Source organism: Thalassotalea agariperforans, from assembly GCF_053470345.1.
This window is the reverse complement of record NZ_JBQMWH010000003.1, coordinates 407,973-429,857: the sequence shown is the minus strand read 5'-3', so window position 1 is coordinate 429,857 and position 21,885 is coordinate 407,973. Positions and strand designations below refer to the sequence as shown.

16 protein-coding genes are annotated in these 21,885 nt (G+C 37.5%); 3 read left to right on the top strand and 13 right to left on the bottom strand.

Going from position 1 to position 21,885, the window contains the following annotated elements:
- Positions 1 to 22: 22 nt before the first annotated feature.
- The 4 genes from ACSLUO_RS07165 to flhA form a co-directional block, all read right to left on the bottom strand.
- Positions 23 to 742: an RNA polymerase sigma factor FliA gene (locus ACSLUO_RS07165; RefSeq protein ID WP_448247479.1), complete on the bottom strand. Its 720-nt coding sequence runs from the start codon at positions 740 to 742 to the stop codon at positions 23 to 25.
- A 17-nt stretch (positions 743 to 759) separates the two neighbouring features.
- The gene (locus ACSLUO_RS07160; RefSeq protein WP_448247477.1) at positions 760 to 1,602 is read right to left on the bottom strand and encodes a MinD/ParA family protein; all 843 of its coding nucleotides are present in this window, start codon (positions 1,600 to 1,602) and stop codon (positions 760 to 762) included.
- 31 nt (positions 1,603 to 1,633) lie between these two features.
- A complete protein-coding gene (gene flhF, locus ACSLUO_RS07155) occupies positions 1,634 to 3,130 on the bottom strand; it encodes a flagellar biosynthesis GTPase FlhF (protein ID WP_448247475.1) in 1,497 nt (498 codons plus the stop codon).
- A 66-nt stretch (positions 3,131 to 3,196) separates the two neighbouring features.
- Positions 3,197 to 5,299 carry a flagellar biosynthesis protein FlhA gene (gene flhA, locus ACSLUO_RS07150; protein ID WP_448247473.1) on the bottom strand — a complete coding sequence of 701 codons (2,103 nt, stop codon included), beginning with the start codon at positions 5,297 to 5,299 and terminating at the stop codon, positions 3,197 to 3,199.
- Positions 5,300 to 5,491: 192 nt separating this feature from the next.
- Between flhA and ACSLUO_RS07145 the strand changes: the two genes are divergently transcribed.
- Positions 5,492 to 6,409 (top strand): TIGR01777 family oxidoreductase, encoded by a 918-nt coding sequence (locus ACSLUO_RS07145; RefSeq protein ID WP_448247472.1) that lies wholly within the window; start codon positions 5,492 to 5,494, stop codon positions 6,407 to 6,409.
- A 58-nt stretch (positions 6,410 to 6,467) separates the two neighbouring features.
- Here ACSLUO_RS07145 and ACSLUO_RS07140 read toward each other — a convergent pair whose 3' ends face one another.
- The 6 genes from ACSLUO_RS07140 to ACSLUO_RS07115 form a co-directional block, all read right to left on the bottom strand.
- Complete coding sequence (locus ACSLUO_RS07140; protein WP_448247470.1) at positions 6,468 to 7,040, bottom strand: DUF3833 domain-containing protein; 573 nt, start codon at positions 7,038 to 7,040, stop codon at positions 6,468 to 6,470.
- Between the two features lies 1 nt (position 7,041).
- Entirely contained in the window at positions 7,042 to 7,575 is a 534-nt protein-coding gene (locus tag ACSLUO_RS07135) for a chalcone isomerase family protein (RefSeq protein ID WP_448247469.1), read from the bottom strand.
- Position 7,576: 1 nt separating this feature from the next.
- Positions 7,577 to 8,119: a DUF2878 domain-containing protein gene (locus tag ACSLUO_RS07130; protein ID WP_448247467.1), complete on the bottom strand. Its 543-nt coding sequence runs from the start codon at positions 8,117 to 8,119 to the stop codon at positions 7,577 to 7,579.
- Positions 8,120 to 8,279: 160 nt separating this feature from the next.
- The gene (gene argJ, locus ACSLUO_RS07125) at positions 8,280 to 9,524 is read right to left on the bottom strand and encodes a bifunctional glutamate N-acetyltransferase/amino-acid acetyltransferase ArgJ (RefSeq protein ID WP_448247465.1); all 1,245 of its coding nucleotides are present in this window, start codon (positions 9,522 to 9,524) and stop codon (positions 8,280 to 8,282) included.
- A gap of 87 nt (positions 9,525 to 9,611) precedes the next feature.
- Entirely contained in the window at positions 9,612 to 10,580 is a 969-nt protein-coding gene (locus ACSLUO_RS07120) for an alpha/beta hydrolase (protein ID WP_448247463.1), read from the bottom strand.
- Positions 10,581 to 10,652: 72 nt separating this feature from the next.
- The gene (locus tag ACSLUO_RS07115; protein WP_448247461.1) at positions 10,653 to 13,241 is read right to left on the bottom strand and encodes an Ig-like domain-containing protein; all 2,589 of its coding nucleotides are present in this window, start codon (positions 13,239 to 13,241) and stop codon (positions 10,653 to 10,655) included.
- Positions 13,242 to 13,376: 135 nt separating this feature from the next.
- Between ACSLUO_RS07115 and ACSLUO_RS07110 the strand changes: the two genes are divergently transcribed.
- Positions 13,377 to 14,714 carry a dicarboxylate/amino acid:cation symporter gene (locus ACSLUO_RS07110; protein ID WP_448247459.1) on the top strand — a complete coding sequence of 446 codons (1,338 nt, stop codon included), beginning with the start codon at positions 13,377 to 13,379 and terminating at the stop codon, positions 14,712 to 14,714.
- 137 nt (positions 14,715 to 14,851) lie between these two features.
- Here the strand turns inward: ACSLUO_RS07110 and ACSLUO_RS07105 are convergent, their stop codons facing one another.
- Positions 14,852 to 16,621: a DEAD/DEAH box helicase gene (locus tag ACSLUO_RS07105; RefSeq protein ID WP_448247456.1), complete on the bottom strand. Its 1,770-nt coding sequence runs from the start codon at positions 16,619 to 16,621 to the stop codon at positions 14,852 to 14,854.
- A 394-nt stretch (positions 16,622 to 17,015) separates the two neighbouring features.
- On the opposite strand from ACSLUO_RS07105, the gene ACSLUO_RS07100 reads away from it, so the two are divergent.
- Entirely contained in the window at positions 17,016 to 18,470 is a 1,455-nt protein-coding gene (locus tag ACSLUO_RS07100; protein WP_448247454.1) for an HDOD domain-containing protein, read from the top strand.
- 28 nt (positions 18,471 to 18,498) lie between these two features.
- On the opposite strand, the gene ACSLUO_RS07095 is transcribed toward ACSLUO_RS07100, so the two are convergent.
- Entirely contained in the window at positions 18,499 to 20,892 is a 2,394-nt protein-coding gene (locus ACSLUO_RS07095) for a Lon protease family protein (protein WP_448247452.1), read from the bottom strand.
- Between the two features lie 322 nt (positions 20,893 to 21,214).
- Positions 21,215 to 21,700 carry a zinc ribbon-containing protein gene (locus ACSLUO_RS07090; RefSeq protein WP_448247450.1) on the bottom strand — a complete coding sequence of 162 codons (486 nt, stop codon included), beginning with the start codon at positions 21,698 to 21,700 and terminating at the stop codon, positions 21,215 to 21,217.
- Positions 21,701 to 21,885 lie beyond the last annotated feature (185 nt).

The following is a 21,885-nucleotide window of genomic DNA, read 5'->3' as shown; positions in this document are numbered from 1 at the left end:
AAAACTAATATATTTATTTTACTCAATTTTGCCAAGATTGCATACGTGCTTTTACACGATGCATCGCTTGGCTATGAATTTGGCTAACTCTTGATTCACTGACATCAAGTACTTGACCAATTTCCCGTAAGTTTAATTCTTCATCGTAATATAACGACAGTACTAAAGCTTCTCGCTCAGGTAAAGAAGAAATACAATCAGTTAAGGCTTTTTTGAAAATACTATGTTCAATGTTTTGATATGGATCATCATGCTGAGCATCATCATCAAAATGGATAGCATCTTCATTTACACCTAGATCATCTATTCCTATTATTTTACCTGTACTTACTTCGTTAAGAATATGATGGTATTCATTTAACGAAATATCAAGTTTTTCAGCAACTTCACTATCAGAAACATCACGGCCTAATTCTGCTTCTAAGGTTTTTATTGCTTCTGTAACCATACGGCTATTCTTATGAACCGAACGCGGAGTCCAGTCGCCACGCCTTATTTCATCAAGCATTGAGCCACGAATACGAATACCAGCAAAGGTCTCAAAACTGGCACCTTTGCTCATATCAAAATTATTGGAAGCTTCTAATAAACCGATCATACCGGCTTGAATTAAATCATCAACTTGAACACTGGCAGGTAGACGAGCGAGTAAATGGTAAGCAATACGTTTAACTAAAACGGTATGCTGCTCAAGCAACGCCGTTTTGTCTTGCTGTATATTGTATGCATTAGCTTTTACCACATGAGCTCCGCTAAACGTTATTTTTCAAGTAACTGTTCTATAAAGAATTCTAAATGACCAGAGGGTTGATGCGGGATTGGCCATTCCATGACATTTTTGGCTAAGGCTTTAAAGGCTTTAGCTGCTGGTGAATCGGGAAATGCTTCTACGATCACTTGTTGTTTACGAACGGATTTTCGAATATTTTCATCAAAAGGTACAACGCCGACTAACTCTAAAGCGACATCTAAAAACCTATCAGTAACTTTCGTCAATTTAGCAAAAAGTTGCTGCCCTTCTCTTGGGCTTCTAACCATATTAGCAACAACTTTAAATTTAAACACACCATGATCACGGCTAAGTAGCTTCATTAATGCGTAACAGTCAGTAATTGAGGTTGGTTCATCACACACCACTAACATCACATCTTGGGCGGCACGTGCAAAACTTAATACCATGTCTGAAATACCGGCGGCAGTATCAACGACAAGAACATCAAATTGAGTTTGCATATCACTAAAAGCACGAATTAAACCGGCATGCTCTGACGGCGTTAAATCCACCATAGATTGCGTGCCTGAGGTCGCAGGAATGATCTTTATACCAGCTGGGCCATCAATAATAATATCGTCTAACTCAGATTCACCAGAGATAACATGCGAAAGATTACGTTGCACGCGTAAACCTAACATAACATCCACGTTAGCTAAGCCTAAATCGGCATCTAGTACTAAAACGCGTTTTCCCATTTGTCCTAAAGCGATAGCTGTGTTGAGTGAAACGTTAGTTTTGCCGACACCACCCTTGCCGCCTGAAACGGCGATGACTTTAATTTTTTGTAAGCCTTGCATTTTTCTTAAGCCACTTGCTTGATCGATCATTAATTTACTTCTTTATTCTTATTATTACAATTTATGCACACGCTGTTGACGACATTGGCATAGAATTCAATGTTGAAGCATGAGTTGTTGCATATTTTGTTGCCATTTTATCTGCAAGCCTAACTAACTTTTCAGCATTTGCAACCTTAATATCTTCTGGTACACGCTGACCGTCAGTTAAATAACCAATTGGTAAGCCATTTTGGATAGATGTGGATATTATTTCACCAACACTTAGGCTTTCATCTAGTTTAGTAAAAATACAGCCGGCAAGTGGAATTTTTTTAAAGCGCTCAACATTTTCTTGCATAACACGTTGCTGGGTATTAGCCGATAACACCAAATAGTTACGAATACGTACTCTAGCATTTGAAATCAGTGCTGATAAATATTGTGATAAACGCATATCACGTTGCCCCATACCAGCAGTATCAATTAATACTAGCTTTTTACCCGAAAAATGTTGAATTAAATCATCTAATTCTAAATGATCTTTAGCAAGTTTTGCTTGGCAGCCAATTATTCGTGCATAAGTCGTTAATTGTTCAAAGCCTGCAATACGATAAGTATCAGTAGAAATTAAGGCGACACTATCCGCACCATGAGTTTGAGCAAAACGTGCGGCTAATTTAGCAATAGTCGTTGTTTTACCTACCCCTGTTGGGCCTACTAAGGAAACGACACCACCGTGGCGAATAATATCATTATTGGTGGTATTTAACTGCTCAATTAAAATATCATTAACTTGTTGCCAAGCATCTTTATCACTAGCATTAGCCGAAATATAGCCCGCAAATTGATCTGCTAGTTGCTCAGCAATCCCCATGTTTTGTAAGCGTGATACTAATACCGCACGATTTGGATTTTTTTGTGCCATATCTTGCCACAACAAACCCGCAACTTGATGTTCAAGTAATTGACGAATAGACGCCATTTCATCACGCATTCTAAGAATTTCAGCTGATTCTGTTGTTGCTGTTTGAGCTTGATGATTAATATTAACTTCAGGGCTAGTTTCATTGCTTACACTGGTCGCTTGTTCAATTTGATTGGTTTCTAAGCGTTGAGTGAAGTTTTTAAATTGTTCTTCTATTGGTAACTCAGCTTGGCTATTGTGGGCCGCCTGAACTTGCTGCTTAGCCGCTTGCGCTAAATCGGCTTGTGATTGCACTTTACGATTTAATAATGCCGATAAACTATCTGCAGGCGCCTCAGCACCACTGTTGATTTTATCTTGCAAATGGCTAGTAATGGTATTAGCGCCACTTGCAGGTTGCTGTTCTTGGCGGTTCGCTTGTTGATGACTTCGTAAAGTTACTCGATCATGACCAACATCTCTATCAGCTACTGTGTCTGTTAACGTACTTGGTGAGTTATCAATTGCTTGATGATTATCAACCGCTGCCATTAATTCAACACCTTCCGGTATTTTTTTATTCGACATGATCACTGCATCAGCACCCAGTTCAAACTTTATTTGCTCTAATGCACTACGCATATCTTTTGCAACAAAACGTTTAATTTTCACTGATAACCCCTTATTTATTCAGTATTCATTTATCCGTTACTTTGAATGATAAATGAGCTTTAATTTTTACTGACCAATTGCGCTAACAATTTTTATTTGTTTGTCATCAGGCACTTCTTGATAAGAAATAACCCGTAAACCAGGAATGGTATATTTAACAAACTTAGCAAGAACTGTTCTTAACATACCCGAAGTTAATAATATGGGTGAGTCGCCAGCCATTTCTTGCTGCTGAGCCCCATCAGTTAAAGACTTCTGTAATCGTTCTGCTAATCCTGGTTCGATGCCTGCGCCATCATCACCCGCCATTTGCATTGACTGATGCAACATTTGTTCCAGCTCAGGAGCCAAAGTTATGACAGGTATTTCATTGGCAGAACCAACTAGGTCTTGAACAATAAACTTACGTAAAGTGATCCGGACCGCAGCCGTTAATACATCAGGGTCTTGGCTACGAGGACCATATTCAACAAGGGTTTGAACAATACTACGCATATCACGTACGGCAACACCTTCATTCATCAAGTTTTGCAATACTTTTACGATTGAGCCAAGTGATAAAATATCAGGCACTAAACCTTCTACTAACTTAGGATAACTCTTACCTAAAATATCTAAGAGATTTTGTACTTCTTCATGCCCTAATAATTGCGCGGCATTATTGGTTAAAATTTGACTTAAATGAGTTGCTAAGACAGTGGCCGCATCAACAACGGTATAACCTAAAGATTGTGCTTGATCGCGTTGGTTTTGATTGATCCAAACAGCGTCTAAACCAAAAGCAGGATCTTTGGTTGGTGTACCATCAAGCTTGCCAAATACTTGACCTGGGTTAATAGCCAATTCTTGATCATGACGAATTTCAGCTTCACCAATGGTAACCCCCATTAATGAAATTTGATAATGATTCGGCTCTAAATCTAAATTATCGCGAATATGAACAGCGGGTACTAAAAAGCCAAACTCTTGCGATAACTTTTTACGCACCCCTTTAATACGATTTAATAATTCACCGCCCTGGGATTTATCTACTAACGGAATTAAACGATAACCAATTTCTAATCCGATAATATCAACATGATTAACATCGTCCCAATTAAGATCTTTCACCTCTTCTTCTTGTTGTTTGTTTTCAACTTTTTCAATATTTGCTTGCTCAGCTAATTCTTTAACTTTGGCTTTTTTATATTTCTCACCAAAATACGCCAAACTTCCGGTTAAAGCGGCAAAAATTAAAAAGGCTAAATGTGGCATACCTGGGATTATGCCCATAACAAACATTACACCAGAGGCAATATATAACGACTTTTCTTGTCCTAATTGCTCACTTAACTGATCACCCATATCTTTAGAGGTATTCTGGCGAGTAACAACAATCGCAGTACCAACAGATAATAATAAACCAGGTATTTGAGCAACAAGACCATCACCGATAGTTAATAAGGTATAAATTTCAACCGCATCATCAAACGATAAATCATGCTGCACCATACCAATGATCAAACCACCAATAATATTGATAAATAAAATCAAAATACCGGCAATTGCATCACCTTTAACAAATTTACTGGCACCATCCATCGAACCATAAAAATCAGCTTCACTGGTGACTTCAATACGACGTTCACGCGCTTGCTCTGGTGTAATAAAACCGGCATTTAAATCTGCGTCAATGGCCATTTGTTTGCCCGGCATGGCATCTAAAGTAAAGCGTGCTGTTACTTCTGAAATACGGCCAGCACCTTTGGTTACCACCACAAAGTTAATGATGATCAAAATCAAAAACACCACTAAACCGACAGCATAATTACCACCGATCACCACTGAGCCAAAAGCTTCAATAACTTTACCCGCAGCTGCAGGGCCTTCATGCCCCTCCAATAATACGACACGAGTACTAGCAACGTTTAAGGCTAACCTTAAAATTGTGGCAATAAGAATAACGGCAGGGAAAGAACCAAAATCAAGTGGTTTAAGCGTATAAACCGTGATTAATAACACGACTAAAGCAAGCGCGATATTAAAAGAAAAGAGAATATCGAGAAGGAAAGCTGGCATAGGCAGAATAACCATACCTAAAGCAGCCATCACTAACAATGGCGTACCTATACCAGATAAGTACTTATTTTTATTAGCATTAAAATTTTTAAATTGGGCAACTAACTGCATTATTGATCACTTTTATCGCGATAATTTATTGACACTTTGCCATTAAAAAGCAATTAACAGACCAATAATAAAAGAACGTGAAATGATCTTAAATCGCTAACATTCGTATATGTTTATTATTAAATGATTTAATACGATTACAACTTGTTTATCCTAAACTTAAGCTAACAACACCATAATGAGGAACTAGCCATGAATATTTTTATCACAGGTGCCACAGGCTTAATTGGTCGTCATTTAATTCAAACGTTTGTATTAACGCCATCAATTCAACTGTTCGCTTTAACCCGCAATCAACAAAAAGCTCAAGCTATTTTGCCTAAGCAAGTAACCGTATTTTCATCATTAAACGCTTGTGATTTTAATAACATAGATGTGGTGATTAATTTAGCTGGCGAACCCATTGCAGATAAGCGCTGGACAACAAAACAAAAACATAAAATTTGCCAAAGTCGGTGGCAATTAACTCAACAGCTAGCCGATAAAATTAATAGCGCAGAAACACCACCACAATGTTTTATTTCAGGTAGCGCTATTGGGTTTTATGGTCGCCAAACAGAAACTAAAATTACCGAAAGCTTTGAACTTAGCTATCAAGAATTTACCCATGATGTTTGTCAAACTTGGGAAAATATTGCCTTAAGCACCCAAGCCGTTACACGGGTTTGTATTTTAAGAACTGGTATTGTTCTCGACAAACACCAAGGTGCTTTAACCAAAATGCTGCTACCATTTAAGCTTGGCTTAGGCGGCCCAATCGGTAATGGCGAACAATATATGTCATGGATCCACAAACAAGACATGGTCAACATTATTACAACCTTAATACACAACCAAGCGCTGAGCGGGATCATTAATGCAACCGCGCCATCCCCCGTTACCAACCAAGAGTTTTCAAAAACATTAGCAACAATATTAAACCGCCCTTGTGTTTGTCGCGTGCCAAAAACAGTTTTACAGCTTTTGTTAGGAGAAATGGCTGATCTTGTGCTTTATGGTCAAAACGTAGTACCTGAAAAATTACTCAACTCAGGCTTTAAATTTCAATACCCAACACTGACCAGCGCATTAGAAAATATCTTTAAAAATAACAAAACTTCAACAAGTTAAAATACCCGCTCAGCTAATTGCAATTTTAGCTTAAAGTTAACGCTTCAGGCTTCAGGCTTCAGGCTTCAGGCTTAACACATTGCCGTAATGGTTTAGCCTTATCAAAAAATATTGTTAAATGCGCCACCGCAATGCCAAATTTTTTAAGCTCGGTTTGATTAAAAACACGATACTCATCTAGCTGATATAACCAGTCATCAAGTGTTAATACGTACTCGCTATCATCAACCATGATTTTTAATTGATATTGCCACTGAAAACTAAAGCCAACACCCTGTCCACTTGCTTGCCCAACCACATCTTCAGCCGTACCAATATATCGCCCATTACTCAGTTTGGTTAATTGCCAATTGCGGTAACTTATCTCACCGTCATCAAAATAAAAAGTCTCCGCTAAAACACCCTCGTTGTTTTGCCAAGTGCCAATAATCTCAACACAAAATCGGCGAGTAACTTTGTCACTATAATTTTTCAAAATCCCCCATGCAGTAATGGAACCATTAAAATAGGTTTTTAAATCGAAGTTTGGTGAGCTGTGTTCATATTGTTTCTGATCGGTTGAACAAGCAACAAGCACAAAGCTAAGTAATATGAGGTTTCCGAAAATAAGGTAACGCATTAAAACATTCATCTTATTGAATTCCTAACAGCTGTTGTCGTAATTTTGGCTGGCTGGTTTGAGGTGACAACCAAATATCAAGAAACAAATCGCCAAATTCACTATCGCTAATTTCGCCGAGAAAGCGATTATTGTAATAAAACACACTTTTTTTATCGTGAACAAGCAACGCCAATTTATCGCTTGCGGTAATATTTGGCCAAAGTGTTAACAATTTGGGGATATACTGCTGATAGCGCATTTTATCTACTGATAAATGCTGCCATTGTTCAATGGTTCTTTCGACTAAGTCTTTATTAGTGATATCTTTTAGGTAAGTTATTTCAAAAATATACGGCTTGTTGTTTTGATTAAAGCGCTCATTTTTTATAAATAAACGGCTATGGTAAATATCAAAAAACAAAATTGAAAACCTAGCATGACCAAGCTGGTAATAGCCCTCAAAACTGATAACTTCATCGGTATTATTTTTTACTTCGGCTGAAAAAGCGCTTTGATAAGTAAGCATAAAAATTAACGCCAGTGAACTTAACCCTAATTTAAACATATTATTCCACCTTATTTATTGGCTGATGAACGGAGTTTGATGTTGCAGTGATGAGATAAGGAAAAACAAGCGCCACAAAAACTACCCAAGTGAATGATAAAACACACAAGGTTATTAACACTGAAAATGAAAACTGTACCGCATCAAGCTGATATCCAGCGAAATAACTTAAAGGAAACGCGATTAACCCAGTAAAAATACGTAACCAAAAATACTGTTTTAAAAATGCCAAGCTATGATTAACCGTGGCCGCAAAAGCAAACCAGAGAGCCATTAACCATAGAGGAATATTGAGAAAAGGTAACCTGAATTGCGACTCTGATTTAAAAAACTCAAAATTTAACACATTAAAACTGGTCAGCAAGCTATCAATAAAAATGCCTGCTAGTGCAATAACAAACACCAAATAGAGTTCTGTTTTTGGTTGTTCAATAAAGTAAAAATGTAAAGCTAGCAGTAACACTACATAAGGCAAAGAATTATCGCCATAGCTAATACATCCAAACCAAATAATATTAAAAGCAATTGCGTTGATTAATTTCATCTAACGACCATTTCACATGTACTTAATGCTTGTACGTTTAAAACAGTAATTTAGTTCAACCATTTGCCACAAAAAAGCCAGATAATCATTGATGATTATCTGGCTTTAAATGAATAATACGGGGTTAAAAAGTAATTAACCTAATTTAATATAAGAATGATCAGGTGCGATATTCGGCATTAATTCGAACATAATCGTAGCTAAAATCACATGTCCATACCGTAGTACTGGCATTACCACGGTTAAGTTTTACCGTGATCTCAATTTCAGCTTCGTTCATGATCGCTTGTCCCATCTCTTCTTGATAGCTTGCCGCACGACCACCTTTTTCAGCCACTAAAACATTACCAAAATAAAGTGATAAATTATTTGTATCTAGATCTTGAAGAGACTCACATTCTCGCGAAGCATAACCGATTGCCGCTAAAACTCGCCCTAAATTAGGATCAGAAGCAAACATGGCAGTTTTCACTAACGGACTTTTAGCAATTGAAAAGCCAATTGTTTTAGCTTCATCAACAGTTAAGGCATCATCAACATTTACGGTAATAAATTTAGTTGCCCCTTCCCCATCTCTCACAATGGCTTTAGCTAAATATTGTGCCGCTTCAACCAACGCTTGGTAAACATCAGCAAAGCCTTCGTCATTTCGAGAGGTAATAGCAGCACTATCACCTTGGCCTGTCGCTATGATAATAAACGAATCGTTTGTTGATGTATCACCATCTACTGAAATACAGTTAAATGACACATCGGCAATTTCTTTAGTCACTTCATCTAACAAGGTTTGAGATATATCGGCATCGGTTGCTAAATAACCTAACATGGTTGCCATATTAGGGTGGATCATCCCTGCCCCTTTTGAAATACCGGTAATATTAACAGTACCTTGCGCAGCTTCTATCGTTTTAGAAAAAGCCTTAGGGGCAACATCGGTTGTCATAATAGTTGTTGCCGCGTCAGCCCAATGATCCGCCGATAAATTACTCACGGCCAAGGGTAACCCTGCTAATAATTTATCCATTGGTAAATGCTCTAAAATTACCCCAGTAGAAAAAGGTAAAATAGCACTTTGTGGAATAGCCATGATTTCTGCTAATTGCTGGCACGTTTTTTCAGCATCTGCCATACCAATATCGCCAGTTCCGGCATTTGCATTACCCGTATTTATCACTAGCGCTTGGATCGGTGTTTTTGCCGCTAAATGCGCTTTACACAAGGTAACGGGGGCTGCACAAAAGCGGTTTTGCGTAAAAACGCCAGAAACAGCACTACCTTTAGCGATTTCGATAACTAATAAATCTTTACGATTTGCTTTTTTTATATGAGCTTGTGCCCAACCAAGGCGAATACCTTTAATTGGTGTTAATATTTGCGAGCTAATTTCGGGTAAGTTGACAGGCATAATAAAATTCTACAGAAATAAGTTGAGGCGAATTCTACTAGCAGTAATAACGTTATGCAAAATCATTAAGATAATATCTTATATCAATCACTGCTCTGGATATAAATGATGATCAATAACATTAGGGGTGATCTGACCTTGCTCTAAAGCATCAACCATATGATAAATCACCGGACTAATATTATTAAACATATCGCGAATAAAATAACGATGGCCAATAATCAATTCAAAACGATTGTTAAAATCTTGGCAGTTTACTTGATACACATTTTCTGGAAGCTTAGTGATATCAGCAGCTCCTAACTTCCCTAAACGCTGCTGTGATTCGCCTTTAGTTGAATTTGCCAGTCTACTTGCCGACATAGCCAAATCATCAACTGCATAATAAATCACAACATTATCCGCAACAGAAACTATATCAGAGGCATCACACTCAGGCTCTAATGCCGTATTGATAACATCAGGCGCCACTAAAAATATATTGTTAGCTAAGTTCTTTAAAGTTAACCCCATAGTTTGGCGATATCTTGTTAAGCTTTTATAAAATACCCGAGTTCCCATAGAGTGAATAAGAAAATGAACTTTTTGTTTCGCCTCTGCGCTCAGTTGTGCATTTTGCCAATGGACAAGGTCCTCAATAAATAACGCAAAAGCAATCTCACTTGCATCAGCAGCACGTTGATCATCAAAATAATCGTCTGCTAAGGCTAAAATACTATCGTCATCACATGGCCAAATAAGGGGAACAACTTTAACCTCTAGATCACTAGATAATTCGTCAAAGCCGCTTTGCATTTTAATAGTATCAGGGAAAATTTCTTTTTCATTAGTACAATTAAAACCATGTAAATAAAAGATAACATGACCATTGGATAAATAGTCAGTTAACTGGTTAAAAAATGCAGTTTTACCTATATGCTGATATGCATTGTTGGCATTACGCAGACAATACAACATTTGCCCATGTGCCTGTGTATTTTGAATGTCAAAAGCAATATTACTTTGAGGTTCAAAATTATCGGTATTAATCGGTGCTCTATTAGTAGCAAATAACATTTACACTCCATAATAAAATTCAGGCAAAAAAATACCGCGGTTAAGCGGTATTTTTAATAAAGCCATCAGCAGTTACTGAATAACAATTCTAATCGCATTATAAGTAGAAGTAGCTCCACTCGGTGTTGTTACTTGAACTAATAAAACACCTGTTGCTGGCTCTTCTTGACCTTTAACAGAAACTCCGAACCCTAAACCACCATTTTTATTATGATTAGGCCAAGTAAAACTTGAAGCACCTTGTACCGAACCTACCGTTGCAATAAATGAAACTGTGGTACCTTGTGGCATTGGTTGATTATGCAAATCTGAAATAATCACACTGGCTGAACCTACACTTTCTCCGGCAATATAAATAGTATCATCTGTTGCATCAAAATTTGGATTTGGTACATCAGGGGTAGTTGCATCATTATCATCATCAATCATTGATGATACTGCATCTGAAGTTGAGTTAGTGACAAAATATGCATCGCTACCAGACATCACTAATACTAGCGAATCCCTAATATCAGTAAATTGGTCACTAGAGCAAAAAGTATTAGGTACAGCGGTTGATAAAGAGCATAACACACCATTATATTTACCATCTTTATCATCAAAGATTCCATTATTATTGAAATCAGAAGGTTCCTCTAATTCTCCCCCTAATTCCCCACCATTTTCAGCTGGGTTAAATAAGCCATCTTCGTTGTGATCAACAAAAGCTTCTTTTAAATCAAATGGCTTTCCTGATACATCATTGCCGGAGTAAACAATATCTGCTCCTGAATTATCAAAACTACCATCTGCAGCACATGGTTTTGATATTCCACCTAAAAAGGCAGTTGATTCACATAAGTCAAATCGGCCATTGCCATTTAAATCAGCAAAAGACTCCTCACCGACAGCTGTTGCTAAAATAGTTGCTCTACCACCATATTTTTGCCCCATAGTATTAATCGTTTCAGGCACATGGTTAAGGTTATTAATATCCCCTAAAACATGACCTTCTGGTCTAGGAAGCTGTGAACGCCAAATAACTGAACAACTACCAGAACTATCAGTTGTACAAGACGAGTTGTTTTCATCAATAGAACCACCTTCAGTGGTAAAATAAACCACCGTTGGTGGTGGCGGGTTATTAGATGCATCTGCTAAACGAGCAGTAATTTCGACTTCTTGACCATCAATATTCCAGGCTTCAGGATTTAAGATACTAGCTGAAATACTGAAACTATCTTGATCAGGTATACCTGTTGATGCTTTGAGGTTGGAAGATTGCGTTGAAATAACGGGTGAGCTGTCAGTTATACTTGCTGTTATTCTTACTGAACCAGCTACCGTTCCTGAATTAACAACAGTACGAACATAACCCTCAGCGTCAGTAGTTGCTGAAGTTGGTGTTAAGGTAAATTCAGAATTTAATGAGTTTAATTTAAAATCTACAGATTCACTGTTTACCGGATTGCCATTAGTATCTAGCACTCTAAATAAAACTTCCGAACTTGCCGGGCGGCCACTACTCGCTACTCCTTGAATGGCAATCAATTCAGGTGTTGCCGAAACAAACTCAATACTTCCTACATCCGCAGGTAAAACATTGATAGTACCTGATGCAGATAAATTAATTCCGCCTGCACTTGCACTAATATTGATAACATCATCACCAACACAACCTTGAGCTAAATATGTGCTCGTCGCTTTACCATTTGATGTTGAGATTGGTGAACTAATTATCGCTGTAGGGATCGCACTGCTAGAACAACTAGAAGTAAAATTAACATTAATTGCTTCAGTAAAAGGGTTACCTTCTTCATCAACAATATCTACCGAAACGACTGAAGTGCCGCCTGCTGAAATTTGCGCTAAAGAAATATTAGCAACACCTTTAACAAATGGAGTGCCACTCCCCATAGAAACAGTTGTTGAACCGATGATAATAAAACCACTACCGGTTTCTCCTGTTTCAATTGACGCTGTAATTGTTCCAGCACCTAAATCACTGCCCGCTAAAATATCGACTTTAGCTTGATTATTACTGTCTGTAATCGCTGTTGGAATAGGTATTTCACCAACGGTTGATTCAAAGGTAACAATAACTGGCGCAGAAATACCATTCACAGTAGCTATAATTTGCCCTGATCGTGAAGAGGTGATTGTTTCTGTTGGATCGCCATCAACATTCACCAGTTGTATAGTAATATTAACGTCACCACCAACATTAATATCATCACCTTGAGTAGAAAAATTAATTGTTGCGGAAAGGTTGTCACCATAAGAAGCGGTTACAGTGCCGGCTCCTCGAACATCTCCAGCAGTTAAATTCATCACCGCGATGCCACTATCATCAGTCAAGGCTGATCCTGAACTAGGAGACAATTCACCTATAGATGTCGAGAAAGTAATCAGTTCTTTAGCAAGCGGGGTTGTCCCATCCATTAAAGTTGCTGAAACAACCGCAGGCTCTAAATTGGTAACATAATCATTTGAAAGTGAGAGGGTTAACGTTACATCTGATGTAGTGCCCGTTCCTCCACCATCGCCAGTATCGGTCTCATCGCGACTTAAACTACCACCACTACCACCACAACTAATGATAGTGAATAACAACATCAAACAACTTAGCTGACGAAGTAGCTTCATGTAATGCTCTCCCTGAATATTTTTATGATCATACATTCAACATCTTACCTGAAAAAAATGAAAAAGGTCACTAAAAATTATAAACACTTTTCAGATCGGTTTTTTCTTACCAAGTTTACTGTTAGTCTATGGTTAAGACGAATTCTAACTTATTAATATTTAGTCCAAATTATGAATAAAAACAAATCATCAACGCTTACGCATAAAATTGTTATGGCCATGTTTTCAGGAATTTTACTTGGTTCCTGCTTGCAATGGCTGATGCCAAATAATAGTGATCTCACTTTTTCATTATATTTTTTCGATATTTCATTACGAGGTTTGTTGGTTGACGGCATTTTTGAGGTGATTGGACAAATATTTGTTGCTAGCTTAAAAATGTTGGTGGTACCGCTCGTTTTTGTTTCTTTAATTTGTGGCACATGTTCATTAAAAGACACCACTAAATTAGGTCGCATTGGCGGTAAAGCCATAATGTTATATTTAACCACAACAGCAATCGCCATCACATTAGCAATTGTGGGAGCCTTACTTATCGAGCCAGGTGTTGGTGTTAATATGACCTCCGATACCACGTTTGCGCCAAAAGAAGCCCCCGCGCTTACACAAGTGATTATTGATATGTTTCCAACCAACCCTTTTAATGCATTTTCAGAAGGTAAAATGCTGCAAATTATTATTTTTGCTTTACTTTTTGGTATTGCTATCGCCTTATCAGGTGAAGCAGGTGAACGGTTAACAAAAGTATTTGAAGATTTAAATGTGGTTGTAATGCGCTTAGTTACTATTTTAATGAACTTGGCACCTTATGGCGTTTTCTGTTTATTAGCTAAGTTATTCACCGATATTGCTTGGTCAACGGTATTAAATTTATTAACGTATTTTTTAGTGGTTTTAGCGGTATTATTTATCCACGCATTATTAGTCTACCCAAGTATCCTGAAAATATTAACTGGGCTTAATCCGATCACTTTTTTGAAAAAGATGAAAGATGCGCTTTTATTTGCTTTTTCAACCGCCAGTAGCAACGCAACCATTCCTGTTACATTAGAAACAGCAACTCAAAAACTTGGTGTTAAAAATTCAATCGCCTCATTTACGGTGCCCTTAGGTGCCACCATTAATATGGATGGCACGGCGATCATGCAAGGTGTAGCAACCGTTTTTATCGCCCAAGTATCTAATGTCGATTTAACCATTGCTGACTTTTTATTGGTTATTTTAACCGCCACCTTAGCATCGATTGGTACTGCTGGCGTGCCTGGCGTTGGCTTAATTATGCTTGCCATGGTGCTAGGACAAGTTGGCTTGCCTGTAGAAGGTATTGCTTTAATTATTGGTGTTGATCGCTTATTAGATATGACTCGCACCGCCGTCAATGTAACAGGTGATAGCATGGTCACTTTAATCATTGGTAAATCAGAAGATCAATTTGACCAAGATATTTTTGAAGATATGAAGGCTGGAAAAAAAATAGAACAAATAGATTTTAATGATTTGAAACAGTAATACCAAGCCCATTAAACTTTTTGAATTAAAAAGCAAAAAGCGGTCATTGATAATATCAATGACCGCTTTTTATATTCTTTATATAAATTTTATAAAGAGAATTACATGAATATTATTCTCTTTATTTTTAACAGCGCTTACGCGTTATTACGACGTGGTCTGTCTGATCTTTCACGTTTTCTTTCTGTCATCACCGGTGCATCAGAAACTGAGATTTCTAAGGCTTGGCGACGAACACGTACACGTTTTAACTGAGCAAATGATTTGTCTGGCATACCTTTAGGTAATTGCACAAAGCTATGACGCTCACATAAATTAATTTGGCCAATATAACTACTATCCAATTTAATCTCATTGGCAATAGCACCAACGATATCACCTGGTTTAGCGCCATGCTCTTTACCAACTTCTAAGCGGTAAGTTTGCCAATCAACGTCAGTACGCGCTACTTTTGCTTTACGTGGCGCACGTTCACTTCTGTCACCACGATCACTGCGTGAATCACGACGACCATCACGACCTCTATCACTACGATCACCACGGTCATTTCTGTCACGAGCTTCACGACGCGGTTTAGGATCTTCTTTTGGCTCTAATGGTTGCTTTAATTGCTTGTTATATAATAAAGCCGCGGCTAAATGTGTCATCGACATTTCTGACTCTTCAGCCATTTTTTCAACGATTGCAATCATGTTACTCATGTCACCTTTAGCAAGGATCTCTAACAATTGAGCTTGAGTTTTTGCAATACGCGACTTACCAATTTCTTCAATACTTGGTAATTCAAAGTCATCTACCACGCCCGATGTTAAACGCTCATAATGACGAACACGGTACATTTCGCGTGGACGAATAAATGAAATTGACGTGCCTTTACGACCCGCACGGCCAGTACGACCAATACGGTGAACATATACTTCGTTATCATCAGGTAAGTCGTAGTTAACAACTAAGTCAATGCTTGGAATATCTAAACCACGCGCAACAACATCAGTTGCGACTAAAATTGTTAATGTCCCTGATTTTAGCTGGTCAACCGTACGTTCACGTTGTGCTTGGTTCATGTCACCATTAATTGCTGCTGCTGCATAACCGGCACGTTCTAAATGCTCAGCTACTTCAACAGTATCGTTACGGGTACGAACAAAAACAATCATTGCTTTATAGTCAATAACTTCAGCAACACGTTCTAATGCTGTTTTTTTGTTTAATCCACTAACTTTCCACGCTAATTGCGTAATGTTAGCTTTAACTTGTTTTACTCTCGCCGCTTTAATGTGCTCAGGATTTTTTAAGAAACGGTTAGCAACTTTACGAATAGCATCTGGCATAGTTGCTGAGAACAATGCCATTTGAGTTTCTTTCGGTAAATGTTCTAACGTCCATTCAATATCTTCTAAAAAGCCCATGTTTAACATTTCGTCAGCTTCATCTAAAGCACAAAACTTAACATGGTCTAATTTTAACGTTTTACGGCGTAAGTGATCCATTAAACGGCCTGGCGTACCAACAACAATTTGCGCACCACGCTCTAATTGAGAAAGTTGAGGACCGTATGATTGGCCACCATAAAGAGTAGCAACACTTACACCCTTCATGTTTTTAGCAAATTGTTCAATAGCTTCGGCCACTTGAATAGCTAACTCACGTGTTGGCGCTAAGATCATCACTTGTGGTTTACGTACTTTAGCGTCAACTGTTGCTAATGCAGGTAAGCCAAAAGCAGCCGTTTTACCGGTACCTGTTTGGGCTTCACCTAAAACGTCTTGACCATTTAATAAAGTAGGAATTGTTGCAGCTTGAATAGGCGTTGGGTTATCAAATCCTAATGATTTTACAGCGCTATATAAATCTTTAGGCAAGCCTAAAGCGTCAAAGCCAATTACGGCATTGTTAGTATCAGTCATAAATTTTATCTTCTCACGGCAGGTAAACCTGCGTATAAATTAGAGGAAACCACCGTGAAGACTTCAACACTCGCACATACTAAAAATTTAGCAGTCTAAAAATTAGCAGTCTTATATGGCGGGAAAACCCCATCGAATTCAATCTAGCCCATTAAATTTAACTTAATTTCCGTTAATTGATAACAGCAACAAATAAGGTAAATTGTTTCGCTTGTTTGACCTTAAGCCAAACCCTTTGATTGAGGCGCGCATTATACAGAACTAACAAATTAAAGCAATCATTTACTACAAACCAATAAAAAATACCACGCACTAACAGTAATTAGTTACGCCTTAAATAAACTTTTCCGTTATTATCATTATATGTTGAAAGAATGTAAGTTGTCGTTCAGGTATGAATCACCAAAATAAAAAAGCTGTAGAACAATGGATTAGCTTAATTTCTAAAAAAGAATTACCTGCTATTGCATCAACTGTAAAAATTCTCGAAAAATTTTCAAATGACGATAAATCCTCGCTCCCCATGCTCAGTAAAAGCATTCTGCATGACCAAGCGCTATCCTCTTGCATTCTAAAATTGGTTAATAACAGCCAACGTATTGGCCTTCCTAAAATTACCACAGTTTCTCGAGCTACGGTTATTCTTGGTATGCAGGCAGTTAAAAATGTCTGTTTAACCTCAACGTTAATTGAGGCTTTATTTGAAAGCGAAAAGTTAACACCTAATTCTTACCAAAAGCTATCTGAATTAATGGCTCGATCTTTTTATGCTGGTATTCTGGCAAAAATGTTAACGTCAGAATATAACGAGGATACGCAAGAAGAAATATATTTAGCGGCAATGTTATATACCATTGGAGAAACGTCTTTTTGGAGTGTTGGTGGTGATTTAGCTGAAAAACTGTTACATCAAGAGCATTTAACAGAAGCTGAGTTTGATGATTATTGTCTTGAATTAATCGGCTGTACTTTTAATAGCATTAGTCGCGGTTTAGCCAAAAGCTGGAATTTAGGTAGTTTATTAGAAAAAGCTCTTGATCATCCTGAACACAGAACGGGTGAAATTAAACTGATTTATCTCGCCAATAAATTAAGCGCTTTTATTACCGCACCACCAAGTTCAGAAGTGTTTTATGAATTATTAGAAGAAATTAGCCAATTAAAAAGTATTACCGTTGCTCAACTAAAAACCCGAATAAATCACTGCCGAAACCAAGCTATTGAGATGTTAGCTTCTTATGGTGCAACTATTCTAGAAGAAAACATTAAGCCATTACCTACCATTAGTGTTGAGCTTGATAACAAAAATCAAATCACACTCTCTCCTGAGCAAACTCAGCTTAGTTTTATTAAAGAGTTATCTGCACTCACTAAAACCAGCAGTGATATTAACCATTTTTTTCAATTAAGTTTAGAACGACTTTGTCAGGTTTTTGACTTTGAACGAACTGTTTTATTTATTTTCACCCAAGATAAACAAGCGTTAAAAGCACGCTTTAATTTTAATAAAAATAATATTAACGAAAATATCAAAATGAGTATTTCATTGTCACGTCAACCAAACATCATGACCTACATGCAAAAAACCAACAGTAATTTAAGAGTGACTAACTATAAGGATAAAAAGTGGCTGAATTATATTTCTGAGGAGCTAGAGCCGCTAGTGAATGATGGCCCAACCGCTTTTGCTTTAGTACAAATTAATCAACGTACCATTGGTGTAATTTCTGGTCAGCATAAAAAAGCGAAAGATAATAATGATGATATTAAGTTTAATGAACAACGTTTTAATGAATTTTGTTTTTTAGTTGAGCACCTAAATATGTGCTTGTCGATTATTTCAAAGTAGTATTGAAACAATCGACAATACCGCCTATTTATTCATCTGGGCCATTTAATAAATCGGCAAAGCTTGATAATTTATCTAGTGCCAGCCCATGAATAGAACGGCGAGGATAACGTCCGGTTTTACTCATTTCGCCAGCCTCAGTCGCCATTAAAATAGCCAAGGCTTGATCAATATCTTCAACTGCATAAATCGCAAATTGCCCTTGTTCAACCGCTGCAATCACATCATTAGATAACATTAAGTTGTTAACGTTAGTGCGAGGTACTATCACCCCTTGCTCTCCCGTTAAGCCTTCGTCTTGGCAAAGGCGATAAAAACCTTCAATTTTTTCATTAACACCACCAATCGATTGCACTTCACCATGCTGATTGATCGAGCCCGTAATAGCAATACCTTGATGAATAGGTAATTTAGTAATGGCTGAAATAAGCGCGCAAAGTTCGGCCATTGAGGCGCTATCTCCGTCGATATGACCATAAGATTGTTCAATCGCGATATTAGCAGAAATAGAAACCGGGAAGGTTTGACCGTATTTATGCCCTAAATAACCAGTTAATAACATCACGCCTTTTGAATGAATCGCTTTGCCTAATTCCGCTTCACGTTCAATATCGGTAACACCGTTGGCACCGGCATAAACGGTAGCAGTGATCCGCGCCGGTGTACCAAAAACACTATCGCCAATCTCTAATACTGTTAAACCATTTACTTTACCTACTTGGCTACCTTGAGTGCTGATCAGTACTTGGCGCTCTTTAATTTCACTTAGCCAAGTTTCACTCAAACGCCCTGTTCTACGCTGTTTTGCCGCTAAGGCATTTAAAATATGGTCAGCTTCGATAAGATCACTATCTTGCGCTTTATGCCATAAATAATTGGCTTCATCTAATAGGTCATTTACTTGCACAATATTGGCTGAAATTTTATGTTGATGCTCAGCACGACGTAAGGCATAACGCACTAATTCGGCAACCGCATCATCGGTAATTTCAGGATAATTTAATTTTTTCGCTCGTTGACGAATTAAATTGGCATAAGCAATTAAGTTATCTTCGTCTGTGGATAAATGACGATCAAAGTCTGCTAAAACACGAAATAACTCGGTAAATTCTTGATCGTATTCCTGTAAGGTGTAATAAATTTCCGGATCACCTAATAACACCACTTTAACATTTAACGGAATTTTTTCCGGCTGCAAACTATACCAACTCGGTTGGCTAAATTCGGCATACGGGTTTTCAATGGTAATTTCTTGCGTTTTTAACGCCAACTTCAAACGTGACCAAACTAAAGGCTGATGTAATAATTTATCGGCGTCTAATAATAAATACCCCCCATTGGCTTTATGTAAAGCGCCGGCACGGATCAAACGATAACTGGTATAGGTACTGCCTTGAAAAGTTGCAAAATCAACATGGCCAAACAGGTTTTGGTAAGTTGGATTTTGTTCATAAATAACAGGCGCACCAATCTTATCATTTTGCGAAATAAGTAAATTTGGTAAAAAACGTTCTACCATCATTTTACGGGCGTCTTTATCATCACGAGGGGTATCGCTCGACTCATCCACTAAAACTTCTAACACCGCATCAACAACATGTTCTTTTACTTTGCTTAAGTAAGTTAGCACGCCAATATTGCTAGTAAATTCATGCTCTAATTCTTTTAATAACGGGCGAATACTCTGCTCTGCAGTTTCGTATTTTAGTTTGCGCATTTTATCAGAAGAAACACGCTTCCATAGGGGGAGTTCTAATAACTGCTCAGACAATAAATCTTCTAAATCAGACAATACTTGATAAAACTCATTACGCTTTTCTTCTTCAACATTGGCAAATTCTTTATCACTTAATGGTTTGCCATCAACTAAAGGTGAAAAACCAATTTCACCTTTTTCTTCAAATAACACGACATTTTTATTTAACGCGGTTTCTTCAACTAAGCCGATCGCTTCATCGTATTTTTCATTAAACTCACGATCAATAGCCGCTTTTTGTCGTTGATAACCAGGGTTATCAAAAATTTCAGGAAATAAATCGAGCAACTCATCAATAAATTTATTCACTCGGGTCAACAGTTGCTTACCATCGCCTGGGTTCAAATATAATTTCAGCGGGGCATGGCTATCATCAAAGTTATTGATATAACACCATTCCGAAGGTGTTGGATCAGCACTCGCCACCTCCTCTAACATTTGCTTTATTAATGTTTGTCGGCCAGTACCCGGTTCACCCATTGCAAAAACGTTAAAGCCATTCGCTTTCATTGCTAGGCCAAAATCTAACGCTTCTTTGGCTCTTTCATGGCCAATAAACGCTTGTTGACTATCATCTTGTTCGGGGCTTGCTTTAAATAATTCAGAAGGTAAATGTGCGGTTAATTGAGAGGCCGATAAACGTAATGATGCTACTGCTTTTGTCATAAACAAGCTCGCTTAAACTGAACAAATAATAGTCAGTTATGTTTTTGAAATAATTGATAAAACCAGTTTACTCTTAGAGTACTAAGAAAGGCAAAACTTATCGTGACTATTTAGGGGCTATATATCTTTGTTTAATAATTCAGCTGAGAGATAAAATCGTTTTAATCAAAGCTGAAATTATCTCGTTTAGCCATCTAAACTAATAACTTTTAACGTCCTGTAAAGCGATTTTAGCCTCAGCCCACAGGGCAATGGCTGAAAATATAAACAAAGAGCAACAGACCCTAGGTTAACTTAGTACTTAATTTCAATAAATTAACGATTATGGCGATAATGGCTTACGAACAAAGTCATGATGACCACAATCAATACAATTTGTCACTTCTGTACAATGCGTATAGTGATGTTCTTTGTGACAAAGTTGACACTCTAAAATACCAAAACCAATAATATCGCCGGTTTTATATTTACCTTTATGCTGAAAGTCTTCCTGTAACTCCGCCCATTCAACTTGCGATTTATCAGTCATTTCAGACAATGTTTGCCATAAGGTTTCTTCCATAATCGCCAAATAAATTGAATGTTTGGCTTCTTGCAAGTTTTGTTGATAAAACTCAGTTAAATCATTTTGTAAATTTAACGTAAATTGAGTAATTTGCTCTTGAGAAAGGCTTTCGGCTGCCGCTAAAATTTCTTTCGCTTGATTGACAAAACTCCCAATATCTAAAAGCTCTTGTTGTTTCACATCAGCCAACCAACGCCCTAATTTTTCATTTGCTTGAGTAAACCAATTTTTTTGTTCAGCCATGACCAACTCCACGTAAAAGCCTACAAATATTTTCTTGAGTATAGGCTTTGTTAGAAATTTTACGAACTTTACCGCTTTCGGCATTTTTCAACGTAACATTCAATGAATTAAACTTTTGTTGACGCTTAGGATAAGGTATTATCTGCCGATTATTTTTCCACTATTGGCGTAAACCGAGTTTTACT